Below are 15,386 nucleotides of genomic sequence, written 5' to 3'. Positions count from 1 at the left end.
CCGCCTTAACCGGCCCTGAGCAGGAAGCGGGAAGGCTGATCCTTATATGCCAATATTGCGAAAAGCCAGCCGAAGCTGGAAGCTGTTGCCCTTTCGTGCGTCACCCAGCACCTGATAGTCGCGCCGCCAGGTGAGGCCGAGCGTCAGGCAGTCATCTTCATAGGCGATGCCGAGGCGATGGCGTACGGGTTCATAGCCGTCCGCCATGCTCAGCGGATCTTCCTTCGCATCGGTGAGGTCGATGACGGTCGAGCCGAACACCGACCAGAAACGCGCGAACTGGATTCGGCCCCCCAGGCGCAGTTCCTCACGGTCCTGCAAATCCTCCAGATTGAGGTTGGCATCGCGGTTGAGCCTCAGATAACCGACCATCGCGTAAGTCTTCTTGCTGCCGATGGTCGCGTCGATTTCATTGCGGCGGACGGCCAGCTTGTCCTTGTCCACGCGGAAACGGTGGGTGAAGCTGATGAAATCCTTGTAGCGGATGGTGGTGCGCCCGACGATGTCGGACAGGCGATCCGCCAGGCCGGTCCCGTCGGGCAGGATGCTCTCGCGGCTGTTGAGGCGATAGCTCTGCCCCACCACGGTCTCCAGCGAGAAGTTCGGCAAGGACAGGCTATATTCCAGGCCATAGGTGACGCGGGTCGAATCCTCGAACCGGTCGTAGCCGGAAAAGCGGTTGAGCGCGAAGAGGTTGCTATCCTCCAGATCGATCGCGCGGGCGTCCTCATTGGGGACGGAAAGGTTGGCGATCTTGGGCGCCGCGACGATCTGGACGCGCGGGGCGATGCGCTGCACGCCGCCAAAGGCCTCTCCCATGAAGGGCCAGCGCATGTCGACCGCCGCCGCCGCGATGCCGCGCGCCTTCCAGCCTGGATCGCCGGCATAGCTCGCCACGCTGCTCATCAGATTGTCGCTGCTGTGATAGATGTCGCCACGCAAATAGGTGGTGAAGGTCACTTCCTGCCCCATGCCGGTCAGCTTGCGCAGGTTCCATTCGAAGGCGGCGAAGGCGCGCTGCGTATCCTCGCCATGGGTGCGGGTGATGGCGAGGCTGTTGAGCTGGAACTGGGCCATGCCGCCCAGCCATGGGTCCTTCATGCGCAGGCGGTAATCGATGACGGGCAGCGCGATCGGCTGCTGTCCCTGCGAATCGCCGGAGCGGAGCGTCTGAACCGCCCAGCCGGCGATGGAGAAATAGCTCCTCTCGCCGATCCGTTGCGCATTGAGGGTTGAGCGCAGCCGGTCGTCATTGCTGATGTCGTAGCGGCGCAGGAAGGTCCGGTCGGTCGTGGCGCGAATCGATCCGCCGATGCGCCATTCGGGTGTCAGTTGCAGCGCGCCGCTGGCGTCCAGATAGCCGCGAAAATCCTTCTGCGAGTTTGCGGGGATGGTGGATGCGGCGCCGCTGGTGGCAAGGCGGCTGCCATAGGTGGCGTAGCCCGTGATCTGGTAGGCGCCGCGATCCCACAAATGCCGGTAATTGGTTTCCAACATCGGTAGCGTGCCGGTGTAGACATGCGGCGTGATGGTGAGGTCGCGATTGGGCGCCAGCTTCAGATAATAGGGCAGGGCGACCTCGAACCCGTTGTTCCGGTCATAGCGCAGGTTCGGCACCAGCAGGCCGCTGCCGCCATTGTCGCCCACCGGATGGGAAAAGCCGGGCAGCGGGATCAGCGGCAGGCCGAACAGCTCGACACTGGCATTGGTATATTTGACGCGGGCCTTCACCGGGTCGTAGACGACCTTCACCGCCTTGATCTGCCAGGTCGGCTCCTTCGGGCAGCCATCATGGTCCTCGACCACGCAGCCGGTATAGGCGGCCTTGTGCAGCGTGTAGACGCCCTTCACCCGCTCGCCATTGGCCGCGGCGAGGCGCCCGCCCGATTGCAGCACCAGCAGCATGTTCTGCACCATGCCGTCCTGAAGGCTGTCGGTGACGTCGAACCGGTCGCCATAGGCGATATTGCCTTCCGGGTCGGTGACGGAAACATTGCCGGTCGCCTCGACCTTTCCCGTATTGCGGTTCCACACCACCTTGTCGGCGCGCAGCCGGTTGCCCTCCCGCAGCAATTGCACATTGCCGCTGGCGGTCACGACCTCGCTGTTGTTGTCATATTCCAGCGCATCGGCGGCAAAGCCGATCTGCTCGTCGCTTTCGGGCACCGGGGCATCGGGGGCGCTGACGGTCGTCTGCGGTTCCTGAAGCTGCTGCGCCGTTGCGTGCGGGACGACGCCCAGACACGAAAAGGCGACGCCCGCGGCCAGGGCCTGTTTGAAACGCAAGGGGAAAGGGGAAATCTGCAAAGGGTGGGGCCTCTTCGGGGGCGCTTTGTTTCCCGCCTATCGCACTGCTTTGCGCGCGCCGCAATCTTTCAAGGCCAGTCTTTTGCCGGAAAATCGGTCGAACGGCTTTGCCAGACGACCGAAGCCGCACTATCTGAAGGGATACAGATATAAAGTCTTGCAGGAAATAAAGGACCCTTGATGGAAATCGCTTTCAGCCCCGTCCGTCCCGAAGCCGATACGCTGGTGTTCGCCGTGCCCAAGGGCGGTTTCGACGCCCTGCCGTTGAGTGCCGCGCCGGTGCTGGCAGCGGGTGCCGTGGCGGCACGCTTCACGGGCGAAGCGGGATCGAGCTTCGAGAGTTTCGTGGATGAAGGCGGCAAGGTGCTCCGCGTGGTGCTGGTCGGCACCGGCGCGGGCAGCGACGGCGATTATGAGCGCGCGGGCAGCGCTCTGACGGCGCGCCTGTCGACCAGCGGTGCCGTCCATGCGGCGGTCGAGTTCTTCGGCGGCGCGAGCGGCGACAAGGCGGCGGCGCTGGCCTTCGGCGCGTCCTTGCGCGGCTGGAGGATCGATACCTATCGCACGCGACAGGCGGAAAAGGCGAAGCCCACCCTGGCGAAGATCACGCTGGTTTCGGCGGACGCAGGTGCGGCCTGGGAACGCAAGGCGGCCGTGGCGGCGGGCGTGGCCTTCACCCGCGAGCTGGTGTCGGAGCCGGCGAATATCCTTTATCCCGAAAGCTTCGTCGAGCGCTGCCAGCATCTGGCCGAGCTGGGCGTCAAGATCACCGTGCTCGACAAGGCGGCGATGACGGAACTCGGCATGGGGTCGCTGCTGGGGGTGGCGCAGGGTTCGGCGCGCGAGCCCAGGCTGCTGGCGATGGAATGGGACGGAACGGCTTCGGCGGGGATTGGCGGCGCGACCGAAAAGCCGCTGGTCTTCGTGGGCAAGGGCGTGACCTTCGACACGGGCGGCATTTCGCTGAAGCCCGGTGCGGGCATGGAAGACATGAAGTGGGACATGGGCGGCGCGGGCGCCGTCGCAGGTGCGATCAAGGCGCTGGCCGGCCGCAAGGCGAAGGTCCGCGTCGTCGGCATTTGCGGCCTGGTCGAGAATATGCCCGACGGCAATGCGCAGCGTCCGGGCGACATCGTCACCTCCATGTCCGGGCAGACGATCGAGGTGCTGAACACCGATGCCGAAGGGCGTCTGGTGCTGTGCGACGTCATCACCTGGGCGCAGAAGACCTACGCGCCGGAGGTTGTCATTGACCTCGCGACCCTGACCGGGGCGATGGTCATTTCGCTCGGCAATGAATATGCGGGCATCTTTTCCAATGACGACGGCCTCGCCGACGATCTGATCGCGGCGGGCAAGGCGGCGGGCGACCCGCTGTGGCGCTTCCCGCTGGGCGATGCCTATAATAAGCTGATCGACAGTCCGATCGCCGACATGAAGAATATCGGGCCGCGCTATGGCGGGTCGATCACGGCGGCGCAGTTCATCAAGCGCTTCGTCGATGATGGCGTCAAATGGGCGCATCTCGACATTGCCGGCATGGTTTGGGCCGACAAGCCCGGCGCGACGTGGGACAAGGGCGCGACCGGCTATGGCGTGCGGCTGCTCGACCGCTATGTCGCGGACAAGTTCGAGCAATAATGCAGGTCGATTTCTACCAGCTCAGCCGCGATCCAGTGGAACAGGTGTTGCCCGCGATTGCCGGCCGCATCCTGGATATGGGCGCGCGGCTGCTGGTGGTGGCGCAGGAGCCCGATCGGCTGGAGCGGATTTCCGCAGGCCTCTGGGCGGGGCCGCCGGAGAGCTTCTTGGCGCATGGCCGGGCGGGCGAAGGCGCCGAGTCGGTACAGCCGGTGCTGCTGGCGATGGACTGTGCTGCCGCTAATGGGGCACGGCATGTCGCATTGGTGGACGGCCTCTGGCGTGAGGAAGCGCTGGGTTTCGAGCGGGTCTTCTATTTCTTCGACGCGGAAACCGTCGAGGGCGCACGCGCAAGCTGGCGCGATCTCGCCAAGCGCGAGGGTGTGACGCCTCGATTCTGGCGGCAGGAAGGCCGAAAATGGGTGCAAGGTCCCTAGCGCGACCGTGAATCCCAGTCCCTCTTGCGATAGCTTTCGGCCCGGTCTAAAGGGCGCGCCATCTTATCCCACATAATTCGGAGCTTTTGAGCCTCATGGCCGTGACCCGCACTTTTTCGATCATCAAGCCCGACGCGACCCGTCGCAACCTGACGGGCGCCGTGACCAAGAAGCTGGAGGAAGCGGGCCTGCGGGTCGTCGCTTCCAAGCGCATCCGCATGAGCCGCGAGCAGGCCGAGGGCTTCTACGCCGTTCACAAGGAACGTCCCTTCTTCGCCGATCTCGTCGCCTTCATGATCTCCGGCCCGGTGGTCGTGCAGGTGCTGGAAGGCGAAGATGCCGTGAAGCGCAACCGCGACATCATGGGCGCCACCAACCCGGCCAATGCCGATGAGGGCACCATCCGCAAGGACTATGCCGAATCGATCGAAGCCAATTCGGTCCACGGTTCGGACAGCGAGGAAAATGCCGCGATCGAGATCGCCTATTTCTTCAAGGCCGACGAAATCGTCGGCTGATCCGGCACGACAGTGGTAGAAAAGGGGCCGGGGCGATGTGCTGCCGGCCCCTTTTTCGTGGCCGATCGGGGTGGATTCCAGCCCTTCCCACCGTCCGGGATCAAACCCGGGGCGTGAAGGGCTTATGTCCGGTCCTAGCCAAAACCCACCTCATTCCGGTTGCGGTGGCGCCTCGAACTTGTCGATGACCCATTCTTCGGCCTGGGCGCCGCCGATCCACTCCTGCATCCAGGGATGGTTGATGACCGCGCGCATATAGGCTTCGGCAAAGCGGGCCACGGGCAGTTGATAGGTGATGAAGCGGGTCACGACCGGCGCGAACATCACGTCCGCCGCGCCGAACTCCCCGAACAGGAACTCTCCCTGGCCGCCATGACGGGCGCGGGCCTCCGCCCAGATCTGCATGATGCGGCCGATGTCCTGCGCCACCGCTTCGGACGGGGGAACCGGCGCATAGATCTGGCGGATGTTCATGCTGTGCTCGCGCCGCAGCGCCGCAAAGCTCGAATGCATTTCCGCCGCCATCGACCGGGCCATGGCGCGCGCGGCGGTATCGGCGGGCCAGAACATGTCGCCGCCCGATTTCTCGTTCAGATATTCGACGATGGCCAGGCTGTCCCACACGACGATGTCTTCGCCATCCCACAGAATCGGCACCTTGCCTGAGGAGGGCGCGAACTCGTCGCCCTCACGCCGCTTCTCCCACGCTTCGTCATAGAGCGGGACCACGACTTCCTCGAACGGCAGTCCGGAAAGCTTGCACGCCAGCCAGCCGCGCAGCGACCAGCTCGAATAGGCCTTGTTGCCAATGAACAGCTTCATCATGCGTCCGTCTTAGACGCGGGAGGGAAGGGAAGTCGAGAGGATCGCCGTCGTGACGTCTTCCGCCCGAACAGCAATTGTTTCCGCGGCGATAAATTTCCAATCCAAAAGGGGGCTGGCTGGCGAGGCCTTTGAGCCCTAGATGTCTACCAAATTAATCATAGAGAATTCGGGGCGGAATATGGATTGGTTGCACGCGGTCGCCGGTTTGTTCGTCGGCCTGATGGTCGGCATGACCGGAGTGGGGGGCGGGTCGCTGATGGCGCCGATCCTGATCCTGCTGTTCGGCGTCGCGCCGACGACGGCGGTCGGCACCGACCTCTGGTTCGCGTCCATTACCAAGGCCGTTGGCGGCGCGGTGCACCACCATCATGGCGGTCCCGAAGGCGGGCCGGATTATGAGGTCATCAAGCGCCTGATGATCGGCAGCATTCCCGCCTCGCTGATCATGCTGACGGTCCTGTCCCAAATGCATGTGGGGCAGATCAAGACCGGGGTCATCACAGGGGCACTGGGTATCGTATTGATCGCGACGGCGGTCGCGACGCTGCTGCGCGGGCGTTTCCACGCCTGGGCGCTGGCCCGCAGGGTCGGTACGGCTGACCGCTTCACCCGCTGGCAACCGGCGCTGACCGTGCTGGCGGGCGCGCTGCTGGGTGCGATGGTGACGCTCACCTCCGTCGGTGCGGGCGCGATCGGGGCGACCCTGCTGCTGGCGCTCTATCCGTTGCGCATGCGGATGCAGCGGCTGGTGGCGACCGACATCGTCCATGCCGTGCCGCTGACGTTGGTGGCGGGCCTGGGCCATTTGTGGATCGGCAATGTCAATCCCACGCTGCTGGTCAACCTGCTGGCCGGATCGCTGCCCGGTATCGTGATCGGATCGCTGCTGGCCACCCGCACGTCGGACCGCGTGCTCCAGCCCTTGCTGGCGGCAGTGCTGGTGGTGGTGGGGTGGCGCCTGATCGCTTGATCGCCGAAACTATGGAGGCCCGAGCCAACTTATAACCTTCCTTCGCTCGCTTTCGCGACTCTTCGGGAATCTGCCACTGTTCCCTTTATGATCGTCCAACCTGTTCCGCTTACGTTCGTTGACCTTCGCCTAAAGTCGCTCCATTATGAGGGAACGAATGAGGTGACGGATGGGCAAGCTGACAGCGACCACAGTGAAGAACGCGAAGCCGGGCCGTCACGCCGATGGCGAAGGGCTTTACCTGCTGGTGAAGCCGACAGGCGGACGGTCATGGCTTCTGCGCGTCCAGTTCGACGGGAGCCGCCGCGACATAGGGCTGGGGTCAGTCGATCTTGCGCCGCGAAAGATCGCGTCAGGCGATCCGGTTGATGACATTCCTATTCTCGACAGGCGTCTGCTGACTTTAGCTGAGGCGCGGGAGAAGGCTGCTATTCTTCGGCGTCTCGCAAAAGCTGGGCGTGATCCGGTCGCTGAGAGAGACAAAGACCGGCGCGCCAGTCGCACATTCAAGGACGCCGCCGAAGCCTACAAGAAGAGCATGGCGGCAACCTGGACGAAGGCTCACACGGCGCGCTTCATCAATTCCCTGACGGAGCATGCTTATCCACATATCGGGGCGAAGCCGGTGGACCAGATTGACGCCGCCGCGATGCGCGATGCCCTTGGGCCGATCTGGACGACCATGCCGGTGACGGCCGGGAAGCTGCGCCAGCGAATCGCTGCCGTCCTGAATTATTCGAACAGCGAGGGGTGGCGACCCACGGAAGCGCCGCTGCGTGCCCTGTCTTTCATGTTGGGCGATCGTCCGAACGGCGGCAATTATCCTGCGATGCCGTTTGAGGAAGTGCCTGCGTTCGTCGCCGGGCTGGAGGCCGATGCGGAGACGATGGGAAAGCTGGCACTCCGCTTCCTTATCTTCACCGCCGCGCGATCGGGGGAGGTTCGTAAGACGACATGGGCGCACATCGATCTGGAGGGCAGGATGTGGAACCGCCCCGCCGACATCATGAAGGGGCGAAAAGCGAAGGCTCATAGCGTCACGTTGAACGACCAGGCGATTGCGGTGCTACAACGTGCGGCGGAGTTGGGAGGCAGTAACCCAGATGCCCCCATCTTCCCCGGCAGCAAGGGTCAGGCGCTCAGCGACATGACCATTTCAAAGATCATGCGCGACAAAGGACTCGCCTTCGTGCCGCATGGCTTCCGATCTAGCTTTCGCGACTGGGCGGCAGAACGGATGCCGTCGATCCCCGATCCAGTGGCAGAGGCGGCGCTGGCGCACATCGTGCCCGATAAGGTGGTCGCAGCCTACAAGCGGACAACCTTTATTGAGTTGCGGCGAACACTGATGGACGGGTGGGGAAGCTTCCTCGCTGGAGGTCAGAACGTACGCCACCTAAGGGCGGTATAGTGCGCAGCCGAAAGCACGGGCTGGTCGGGCCGCGATCCCACATCGATCTTTGTTTGAAATATGCTGCCGAAGCGAAAGGGCGCGGGGCATCTGGCGAGGCAGAGGCGCAGCGGGCTATCTTCTATCTGCTTCAATATCTTGGTGAGAGCGCGGCACCGTTGACTACGGTTGCCGAACCGAAGCGGGACAGTTGGATGCGGGCTTTGCGGTTTCTAGATGATTGTCTTGCTACTACAGCGCTTGACGGACTGAGCTTGGCTCTCGCGGATTTAGAGAAGGGCAATATCGACCCCGCATTTTCTGTGGCGCCTAAAGTGGGACGGCGAGGCCCGTCGTGGCGAGAACTGGTGGCCATGCGTGTGATCGTGGAGGGAGCAGACGCGCTCAGGGCAGAAGTGGAAAACGATCTTGTGTATCGCTTGGAGCTGAAGGCAGCGGGCGTTCCTTATTCGACCGTTGAGGACCATCGTCGAAGGATTGGAAAAGCGGGCGGCGAGTGGGCGAATCATCGGTCGTTCATTCTGACTTACGGAAGTGCCACGCCGGTAGATGTAATTCGGCGCGGGGCGGTGCTCCTAGCGTCAGTGCGCAGGTCGCTGAAAGGTGCGGTATGACTTGAACGTCGGGAAATGCTCGCAGTTATCCGGCGCGCAATCTTGATGACGTGCCCGAAGGCGTGCGTAATTTGGCGAGCGGTCACGAAGGACCGCACAGCGCGGTCCCAAAATGGAGGCCGCTATTATGGGAACGACTTCAACCATCGAACCGATCGCGCTGCCGCCTAAGATGGCGTTTGCGGCAATCGGCGTCGGCGTCACCAAGGGTTATGAACTGATTGCGGCGGGCGAACTCGAAACCTTCAAGATCGGTCGCGCTACCCGGATCACTACGTCCAGCATCAAGGCGCTCGTAGCCCGCCGCCTTGAAGCGCAGAGTAAAGACGCTGCATAATGCCGCTCGCCACGGCACGGCGCGCCGATAGCGCTGGAAAACGAAGAGGCCGCCCCGGCAAGAGCAGCCCCTTCCAAATCACTTTCAACGGCAGCAACAAGGATAAGGGTTCAGACTGGCGGGCGCAACTGCTGATGCGGCGCCATCACGTTTCGCCAAGCGTTGGCGGCCTGATCCTGTCGCTCCATTTCGGGGAGGGTCGTCATGCCTAATCCCCATAATGGAAAGAACGCCCAGCATATCACCTCGCTAGCTGATGCCGCGATGGTCTCCGCCTGCGGCCGGAGCGCTGAGGCCGCAATCCTGCTCTTGGACGCCGCGTTGGCTATTGCCCTGACAATGCTCGGTGCGCGCGCTGATGAGATGGCCGGCTATTTGGCAGAATATCTCGTCCAGCAGTGCAGCCATGTGACGGGAGGCGCTGGCAATGCCTGACCGGATCATCATCAGCAGGGCCGCTATCGGTGGCCGCTTCATCGTCAGCTTTGAGCCGCGCACGATCGCAATGCCGAGTTTGGAGTTTCGCGCCCATGCTGACGCCAAGCGGTGCGCTGACGCTCGCCACGCGGCGCATGGCTGGCCCATCATAGACCAGACGGCGGAAGGAGGCGCGGCATGATGGCCCCTTTCACCGACCATCGCACCGCTGCTCTGGCGCTGCTCAATGGTGGCGAGCGACTGACGCGGAAGGCCGGCTCCTTCCTCGGTCAACTCGCCGTCGATCCCACGCCCATGACCCCGGCCCAAGCTGAATGGCTTGCAAAGCTGCTTGACCGGTCTGGGCTTCCTCCTGTCGCGGGAGATGAACATGAATGATCTGTACGACCGCGAACTGCGGGCGAGCGCTGCCGGGGGCTATTCCTCGCCGGGCGCAATCTATCCGAACACTGCTGGCTTCAAGGGATCTGCGGAAACTGGACGGGAGGCGGCAGAGGCCATCAACGCGAAGTTGGGCCCGCTGCAAAGCCTTGTTCTCCGCAAGTTGCGGGAGCGTGGCCCCTATGGCCTCACGCCCGAGGAATGCGCCGAGCTTGCCGGCTTGGGCCGTGTCAGCCTTCAGCCTCGTTTTTCCGAACTCAAAGCCAAGGGCCTGATTGCCGATAGCGGAAAGCGCCGGGTGAATTCCTCCAGCCGCAAGCGCGCGGTGGTGTGGGTGATCCGCGATCTGGCCCCGGAGCAGAAAGGCGTCGAGATATGAGGGAGTTTTCCTCCAGAACTCGCCGCCCTTATCGTGACGCTCCAATGGAACATGATACGGTCGCGGCCTTCATTTCGGCCATGGAAGCTGCTGGCATCCATCCCAAGGAACCAATAGCCGATCGCCTCGGACCTGACCTAATCCGCTTCGCTTGCGAGGGTGACGGCTCAAGTAAGCGTAACGGCTGGGCAGTCTTGCATCAGGACGAGTGCCCAGCCGGCGCCTTCGGCAACTATCGCCTTCAGATTAGTGAGACTTGGCGCTCCGGCTCTGTCGAGCGCCTGACGGTCGCGGAGCGGCGTGAACGAGCGGCGCGCTATAGGGAAGAGAGGGACCGGCGCGATGCTATCCGGCTGAACGAACAGCGAGAGGCAGCAGCGCGATGCCAAGTCCGGTGGAATCGCTCCCGGCCTGCTGATCCACAGCACCCTTATCTTCAGCGCAAGCGCGTGTCGGGTGAGGGTTTGCGGCAGGACGGCAATCGGCTGCTGGTCCCGATGTTTGATGCCGGAGGAATCCTTTGGAACCTTCAGGCGATTGCGCCCGATGGTTCTAAGCGGTTCGCAACTGGCGGACGGCAGGCAGGCCTATTCTGCGTGATAGGCGATCCGGGCGCTGTGCTGCTGGTGGGGGAAGGCTTCGCCACCTGTGCGGCAGCGCGGCGGGCAACGGGCTATGCCGCTGCCGTGGCTTTCTCAGCCGCCAATCTCTCACCTGTGGCGCAGGTGGTAGCCTCGGCCTACCCTGCCGCTGATCTGGTGGTCCTCGCCGACGATGACGCGCATCTGGTCAACCATCCGACCATCAAGAAAAATGTAGGGCTGGAAGCCGCGCGCGCTGCCGCTCTTGCTGTCGGCGGTCGCCTTGCGATCCCGCCGCGAGAGGATGACGCGGCATGAGCGCAAAGATATTTGGGCGGGAGTGCTGGCGGGCAGCGCAATGTCGGCGCGCAAAGCGAGAGGCGGCAATCCTGCGGCAACTTTATGCCGGGCCGACTCCGCGCAAACGCCCTTCCCTTGACGAGATCATGGGGCCGGCCTTCGATCCCACTGGAGGCGCGGCATGACGGTAGCACCGCGCGACTTTGCTGACGAGATTGGCGATAGCGCCATTGTCGCGGCCATACACTCCGCAAAGCCTGTGCGGCTGGTGCAGGCCACGCCTTACATTTGGCGCGATCCAGCGACCATTCCACCCAGGCCGTGGGTATATGGCCGATGGTTCCTGCGCGGCACGGTTGCCTGTGTCGTGGCGCCGGGCGGTGCGGGTAAATCCACAATGCTCGCTGGGACCGCACTGGCGCTTGCATCGGGACAAGACTTCCTGGGCAAGAAAGTATGGGAGGGACCAAAGCGGGTCTGGCTCTGGAACCTTGAAGACGACATGGACGAGCTTTCCCGCTCGATCCAGGCGGCGGCGATCCATCATGAGCTTGGGCCTGATGATGTTGGCGGACGGCTTTTTGTGGACAGCGGCATGGAGGGTGCAGGCCTTTGCACTGCCGTTGAGACAGATGGGCAGTTCCGGCTGCTGGAGCCGATCTATGAGGCCCTCACTGCCGAGATTGAGCGTCGGCGGATTGATGTGCTGATCGTTGACCCCTTTGTCTCGTCTCATGAGGTTGAGGAAAACGCCAACAGCAAGATCGACAAGATTGCCAAGGCTTGGGGCCGGGTCGCCAAGGCGGCGAATTGCGTCATCGTCCTTGTCCACCACACCAGCAAGGCCGGTGCGGGCGATGTTACCGCCATGTCGGCGCGCGGCGCGGTGGCGCTCATCAACGCGGCGCGCTCCACGCTGGTTCTCAACCGAATGACCGACGAGCAGGCGCAGGAGCTTGGCATCACGCCTGAAAAGCGCGGGCGCTATGTCAGTGTGGCAGACGATAAGCACAACCGCGCACCGGCTGAAAAGGCGGACTGGTTTGAATTGATCGGTGTTGACCTCGGCAACGGCGTGGATGCTCACCCAAGCGATAGCATAGCCGTGGCGGTGCCATGGAAGCTGCCGGATCCGTTCGATGATGTGACGGTGGAGCATATCGCCCAGGTGCAGCGCATTATCGCTGATGGAGAATGGCGGGAGAATGCTCAGTCGAACCAATGGGCCGGGCGCGCTGTTGCGGAGGCGCTCGGTCTGGATGCCGACGCCAAGGCGGATAAGGGACGGATCAAGTCAATCCTGCGTCAGTGGATCGCCAACGGCGTGCTGAAGGTCGAGCGCCGCAAGGATCGCAACAGGGAAGAACGCCCCTTCGTGGTCGTCGGCAGGGTGGTTGAGGCATGATGTGCAGCACTTCAAAATGTATGGTGCTGCAAGGTGCGGCAGTGCTGCGGCCTGCGAGGTGCAGCACCACCCCCCATATTATGGGGTGGTGCGGCGCTGCACGGCACGGCGGAAAAATCGAGGTACTGCAAATTCGAGGTGCTGCAAGGGTGAACAGGACAGCCAGGCCGAACGCCAATCGGGAGCTGATCGCATGACCTTCGATCCTGATATGGGGAAGACGGGATTTGCTCGGCACCTGTTCCGGCTCCGCTTCCGCGATCTTAAATTGACCCAACGGGAGTTCGCTGCGCGCTATGGCTTGGGCTATCCCACCATTCGCGCCTTGGAGCAGGGGGAAACGAAACCCACGCCAGCAATCCGTTTGATCGTTGCGGCGATTGCCCGTGATCCTGAATGGATGGCTGATACTGCTCGATCCCTTGGGGGTCGGTGCCAGTGCGGCGAACTGGAAAATATTGGCTGCTGCTCGATCGAATTGCGGGAGCAGGGATAGGTGCCGAACGGCGGCAGTATCGGGACAGTAACGCGCAGGCGCGCGCGTTATTAGAATATAAGAGAAGAGAATGGGCCGGCGGTGCCGCTGCTCGGCAATAATGCCATGCGCTTATGCGCGGGGCGGTTTGATAAACTATCAGCCGGTATCAATTAGCAGGAATGGCCGACGCGCCTGTAAAGTGCAGGCGATTTAGTGGCCGCCGCTGGGGTTAATCCGACATAAGCCCGGCGCAAAAATGCCCCGATCCTTTCGAACCGGGGCAAGGTGTGTCCAAGTTTGGGCATACCTATGGGCGGGGTCGGCGGGGGACGCCTCGCTTCCGTTTCAATAGTTGCCGCTTTGTGGGCACTTGCGGCTGTCGGAAAAGCCGGTGGTATCGGACGCGGCTCCTTATCTCGCCACGCTCCCGCCAATGCTCTCTGACAGGATAGCACCGATCACGGCGGAGGCGGTTGGTCTGTTCGCGGTAGGCTTCAGGATCAGCGAACAAGCCGATGTCGCCGTCATCGATCTCCCCAAGCTCCTCGCCACCATAGTCGGGATCGCTCACCGGGCAACCGGGGCCAGGCATGTAGGTGTTATGGTCACAAAAATCGTCCTCACCCAAGGAGCCGTCCAACTCGTCACCGTTGGGCTCCAAGTCGGTGTCGCCGTCCATATCGTCCATGTGGCCGATCATCCGGTGAACCAGCCTGCCGAGTTCGGCGCGGGAAAGGCTGGGGATGACGGTCAGCAGGGCCGCTAGCGACGGGAGGGGCTGCGGTAGGCGTGTGTCCCTGCGCTTGCTCCTGATGCGCCTCCTTCGGGGCTGGCAGGGTGCGCTGCGCGGTGCTTTGCTCGCCATGGTTAGTCCCTCCCTTCCAGCTTAGCCAGAAAGGCGACGATCTTCTGCCGCGTAGCAGGGCGGATATTTTCGCCAGACCTGATCCGCGACATGAGGTTAGGATCGTTGCTCATACTCTTACCGAACTGGCGCTCTGAGAGGCCATGCGCGCCCATAGCCCGATGGATGTGGGGCAATAAATCGTCGGCTGCTGCGGACTTCATCGGGGCAGAGCCAACGGGGTCATTTTCTACCGACTGGATGAAAGCCCTAATTCGGGCTGTCACTCGTGAAGAGGGATCGCGCCCCTTCCGAAGGTCACCAACCAGCCGCCCATCTCCCACGGCGGCTTTGCCGAAGGATGTCGCAGACATGCCGGTGCGCTTCAGGATGCGCTCTATCTCCATCAAGATCGGCGGTGCATAGTTCTTCGGTCTGAGCGCCGGCCTTTCTGCCGGGAGGCGTCCCTTCGACCTTGCCACGCCAGGCGAACGAACTTCGTCTGCTTCCGTCGCTGGCGGCATGCCGTGGATCCGACTATCGATCCATTCCAAATCGGGGTCGGGTTCGATCGGCGCGCGGGCATGTGCGAGTGCCGAGTAGTTCTGCCGGTAGATCAGCATGACAGCGCCTCCTTGGGGCTGGAGGCAAGCAGGAGGGCTTTGACAGCCTCTCGCTTCGCAAGGTCGCGCCGCAATGGTCGCTCATGTTGGGCCAGCGCGTCCCGCTCATGTTCGGTGATCCGAAGGGACCAGTGTAGGCAGACGCTCGTCGGGTTGACGGTATAGCCGCCGCCCAATTCGACATAGCGGGCCAGCCATTCGGCCGGGTCGAACAGGCGCGCGCCATCTGTGGGGGCCGAAGCCCCCTGAATGCTGTTGGCGATGTGCATGGCTCAAGCCTCCCCAGTGATGGAGGTCAGGAGCGGCTTGAGATCGCCTTCCTCATCCCCAAAATGCTCGATCAGCAGGCCCAGCTTGTGGGCGATAATATCAGGATCGCGGGACGGGTAGGCGATGATTGCCTTGATCGCGCCCATACGGGTGTCGTGGGCCGCGCTCCAGACTTCTTCGGTTTCCTGCACGCCATATTGGGTATTCAGCGCGGCGGTGGTCTGGTTGCGCTTTTCCTTCATCATCGTAGGGAACGCGTTGTAGTCTGCTATGCCCGCATTCACTCGCTCGTCGCCCTCTTCATGGGTGGGGCGCGCGTCGATGAACTTGTGAGGCCTGCCGAACTTGTCGTCCCATTCGGCCTGCCAGCCTTCCATGAACGAGGCGCGGGCTTTGGCGAAGTGGCCGAAAGCTTCGTCAGCGGCTCCCGCTGCTTGGCTTGCAACGGCGGCGGCGCGGCGCTCGTCATCGAGCAGCGCGAGCCATGCCGGGTCTTTTGACGCGGCCGGGATGCAGGACAGGCCCGTCGCGGCGCTGGCGGCGGCGGTTGTCGCAATGATGGACGGTATGACGGTGAGAGCGCGCATGACTTCGCGCCGCGAAGTTGATACTTCGGACATAGCTTTA

19 protein-coding genes are annotated in these 15,386 nt (G+C 62.8%); 13 read left to right on the top strand and 6 right to left on the bottom strand.

All coding sequences use genetic code 11. From position 1 onward, the window contains the following. Nucleotides 1-42: 42 nt before the first annotated feature. Nucleotides 43-2,307: an LPS-assembly protein LptD gene (locus YP76_RS25490; RefSeq protein WP_046766174.1), complete on the bottom strand. Its 2,265-nt coding sequence runs from the start codon at nucleotides 2,305-2,307 to the stop codon at nucleotides 43-45. A 180-nt stretch (nucleotides 2,308-2,487) separates the two neighbouring features. On the opposite strand from YP76_RS25490, the gene YP76_RS25485 reads away from it, so the two are divergent. The 3 genes from YP76_RS25485 to ndk all read left to right on the top strand — a co-directional run bounded on the left by YP76_RS25485 (nucleotide 2,488) and on the right by ndk (nucleotide 4,903). Further along, nucleotides 2,488-3,948: a leucyl aminopeptidase gene (locus YP76_RS25485; RefSeq protein WP_046766173.1), complete on the top strand. Its 1,461-nt coding sequence runs from the start codon at nucleotides 2,488-2,490 to the stop codon at nucleotides 3,946-3,948. Then, nucleotides 3,948-4,385, top strand: a complete 438-nt coding sequence (locus YP76_RS25480; RefSeq protein WP_046766172.1) for a DNA polymerase III subunit chi — start codon at nucleotides 3,948-3,950, stop codon at nucleotides 4,383-4,385. Before YP76_RS25485 ends, YP76_RS25480 begins: the two co-directional genes overlap by 1 nt. Before the next feature lie 95 nt (nucleotides 4,386-4,480). After that, nucleotides 4,481-4,903: a nucleoside-diphosphate kinase gene (ndk, locus tag YP76_RS25475; RefSeq protein ID WP_046766171.1), complete on the top strand. Its 423-nt coding sequence runs from the start codon at nucleotides 4,481-4,483 to the stop codon at nucleotides 4,901-4,903. 150 nt (nucleotides 4,904-5,053) lie between these two features. Here the strand turns inward: ndk and YP76_RS25470 are convergent, their stop codons facing one another. After that, nucleotides 5,054-5,728 carry a glutathione S-transferase family protein gene (locus tag YP76_RS25470; RefSeq protein ID WP_198147601.1) on the bottom strand — a complete coding sequence of 225 codons (675 nt, stop codon included), beginning with the start codon at nucleotides 5,726-5,728 and terminating at the stop codon, nucleotides 5,054-5,056. Between the two features lie 178 nt (nucleotides 5,729-5,906). Between YP76_RS25470 and YP76_RS25465 the strand changes: the two genes are divergently transcribed. From YP76_RS25465 to YP76_RS25450, 4 genes are all read left to right on the top strand, one after another. Beyond that, the gene (locus YP76_RS25465; protein ID WP_046766170.1) at nucleotides 5,907-6,698 is read left to right on the top strand and encodes a sulfite exporter TauE/SafE family protein; all 792 of its coding nucleotides are present in this window, start codon (nucleotides 5,907-5,909) and stop codon (nucleotides 6,696-6,698) included. 169 nt (nucleotides 6,699-6,867) lie between these two features. Beyond that, nucleotides 6,868-8,109 carry a tyrosine-type recombinase/integrase gene (locus YP76_RS25460; RefSeq protein ID WP_046766169.1) on the top strand — a complete coding sequence of 414 codons (1,242 nt, stop codon included), beginning with the start codon at nucleotides 6,868-6,870 and terminating at the stop codon, nucleotides 8,107-8,109. A 53-nt stretch (nucleotides 8,110-8,162) separates the two neighbouring features. Beyond that, entirely contained in the window at nucleotides 8,163-8,723 is a 561-nt protein-coding gene (locus YP76_RS25455) for a hypothetical protein (protein WP_157035897.1), read from the top strand. Nucleotides 8,724-8,835: 112 nt separating this feature from the next. After that, nucleotides 8,836-9,060, top strand: a complete 225-nt coding sequence (locus YP76_RS25450; protein WP_232307729.1) for a helix-turn-helix domain-containing protein — start codon at nucleotides 8,836-8,838, stop codon at nucleotides 9,058-9,060. 249 nt (nucleotides 9,061-9,309) lie between these two features. On the opposite strand, the gene YP76_RS28045 is transcribed toward YP76_RS25450, so the two are convergent. Continuing rightward, a complete protein-coding gene (locus tag YP76_RS28045; protein ID WP_232307728.1) occupies nucleotides 9,310-9,558 on the bottom strand; it encodes a hypothetical protein in 249 nt (82 codons plus the stop codon). Nucleotides 9,559-9,675: 117 nt separating this feature from the next. On the opposite strand from YP76_RS28045, the gene YP76_RS25430 reads away from it, so the two are divergent. From YP76_RS25430 to YP76_RS25405, 6 genes are all read left to right on the top strand, one after another. Further along, nucleotides 9,676-9,876 carry an arginine repressor gene (locus tag YP76_RS25430; protein ID WP_198147600.1) on the top strand — a complete coding sequence of 67 codons (201 nt, stop codon included), beginning with the start codon at nucleotides 9,676-9,678 and terminating at the stop codon, nucleotides 9,874-9,876. After that, on the top strand, nucleotides 9,830-10,258 hold the full coding sequence (locus YP76_RS25425; protein WP_157035895.1) for a hypothetical protein: 429 nt from the start codon (nucleotides 9,830-9,832) through the stop codon (nucleotides 10,256-10,258). Before YP76_RS25430 ends, YP76_RS25425 begins: the two co-directional genes overlap by 47 nt. Before the next feature lie 596 nt (nucleotides 10,259-10,854). Further along, nucleotides 10,855-11,157: a toprim domain-containing protein gene (locus YP76_RS28955; protein WP_232307727.1), complete on the top strand. Its 303-nt coding sequence runs from the start codon at nucleotides 10,855-10,857 to the stop codon at nucleotides 11,155-11,157. A 163-nt stretch (nucleotides 11,158-11,320) separates the two neighbouring features. Continuing rightward, complete coding sequence (locus YP76_RS25415) at nucleotides 11,321-12,544, top strand: AAA family ATPase (protein WP_046766162.1); 1,224 nt, start codon at nucleotides 11,321-11,323, stop codon at nucleotides 12,542-12,544. Between the two features lie 193 nt (nucleotides 12,545-12,737). Continuing rightward, a complete protein-coding gene (locus YP76_RS28485) occupies nucleotides 12,738-13,040 on the top strand; it encodes a helix-turn-helix domain-containing protein (protein WP_046766161.1) in 303 nt (100 codons plus the stop codon). Between the two features lie 415 nt (nucleotides 13,041-13,455). Further along, nucleotides 13,456-13,788 (top strand): hypothetical protein, encoded by a 333-nt coding sequence (locus YP76_RS25405; RefSeq protein WP_157035893.1) that lies wholly within the window; start codon nucleotides 13,456-13,458, stop codon nucleotides 13,786-13,788. 101 nt (nucleotides 13,789-13,889) lie between these two features. Here the strand turns inward: YP76_RS25405 and YP76_RS25400 are convergent, their stop codons facing one another. Genes YP76_RS25400 through YP76_RS25390 form a run of 3 tightly spaced genes read right to left on the bottom strand, consistent with a single transcriptional unit; the run spans nucleotide 13,890 to nucleotide 15,346 of the window. After that, a complete protein-coding gene (locus YP76_RS25400) occupies nucleotides 13,890-14,489 on the bottom strand; it encodes a hypothetical protein (RefSeq protein ID WP_046766159.1) in 600 nt (199 codons plus the stop codon). Continuing rightward, nucleotides 14,483-14,758 carry a hypothetical protein gene (locus YP76_RS25395; protein ID WP_046766158.1) on the bottom strand — a complete coding sequence of 92 codons (276 nt, stop codon included), beginning with the start codon at nucleotides 14,756-14,758 and terminating at the stop codon, nucleotides 14,483-14,485. The genes YP76_RS25400 and YP76_RS25395 overlap by 7 nt, the downstream gene beginning before the upstream one ends. Before the next feature lie 3 nt (nucleotides 14,759-14,761). Continuing rightward, nucleotides 14,762-15,346, bottom strand: coding sequence for a hypothetical protein (locus YP76_RS25390; protein WP_157035892.1), 585 nt, complete (start codon nucleotides 15,344-15,346; stop codon nucleotides 14,762-14,764). Nucleotides 15,347-15,386: the final 40 nt, after the last annotated feature.

Origin of the sequence: Sphingobium chungbukense, from assembly GCF_001005725.1 — a bacterium.
Classification (GTDB): domain Bacteria; phylum Pseudomonadota; class Alphaproteobacteria; order Sphingomonadales; family Sphingomonadaceae; genus Sphingobium; species Sphingobium chungbukense.
This window is presented reverse-complemented; position numbering and strand designations above follow the sequence as displayed.

Coding starts and splice junctions, on each gene's coding strand:
- YP76_RS25485 (WP_046766173.1), top strand. CDS start 2,488: ATGGAAATCGCTTTCAGCCCCGTCCGTCCCGAAGCCGATACGCTGGTG.
- YP76_RS25480 (WP_046766172.1), top strand. CDS start 3,948: ATGCAGGTCGATTTCTACCAGCTCAGCCGCGATCCAGTGGAACAGGTG.
- ndk (WP_046766171.1), top strand. CDS start 4,481: ATGGCCGTGACCCGCACTTTTTCGATCATCAAGCCCGACGCGACCCGT.
- YP76_RS25470 (WP_198147601.1), bottom strand. CDS start 5,728: ATGATGAAGCTGTTCATTGGCAACAAGGCCTATTCGAGCTGGTCGCTG.
- YP76_RS25465 (WP_046766170.1), top strand. CDS start 5,907: ATGGATTGGTTGCACGCGGTCGCCGGTTTGTTCGTCGGCCTGATGGTC.
- YP76_RS25460 (WP_046766169.1), top strand. CDS start 6,868: ATGGGCAAGCTGACAGCGACCACAGTGAAGAACGCGAAGCCGGGCCGT.
- YP76_RS25450 (WP_232307729.1), top strand. CDS start 8,836: ATGGAGGCCGCTATTATGGGAACGACTTCAACCATCGAACCGATCGCG.
- YP76_RS25430 (WP_198147600.1), top strand. CDS start 9,676: ATGATGGCCCCTTTCACCGACCATCGCACCGCTGCTCTGGCGCTGCTC.
- YP76_RS25415 (WP_046766162.1), top strand. CDS start 11,321: ATGACGGTAGCACCGCGCGACTTTGCTGACGAGATTGGCGATAGCGCC.
- YP76_RS28485 (WP_046766161.1), top strand. CDS start 12,738: ATGACCTTCGATCCTGATATGGGGAAGACGGGATTTGCTCGGCACCTG.
- YP76_RS25405 (WP_157035893.1), top strand. CDS start 13,456: ATGCTCTCTGACAGGATAGCACCGATCACGGCGGAGGCGGTTGGTCTG.
- YP76_RS25400 (WP_046766159.1), bottom strand. CDS start 14,489: ATGCTGATCTACCGGCAGAACTACTCGGCACTCGCACATGCCCGCGCG.
- YP76_RS25395 (WP_046766158.1), bottom strand. CDS start 14,758: ATGCACATCGCCAACAGCATTCAGGGGGCTTCGGCCCCCACAGATGGC.
- YP76_RS25390 (WP_157035892.1), bottom strand. CDS start 15,346: ATGCGCGCTCTCACCGTCATACCGTCCATCATTGCGACAACCGCCGCC.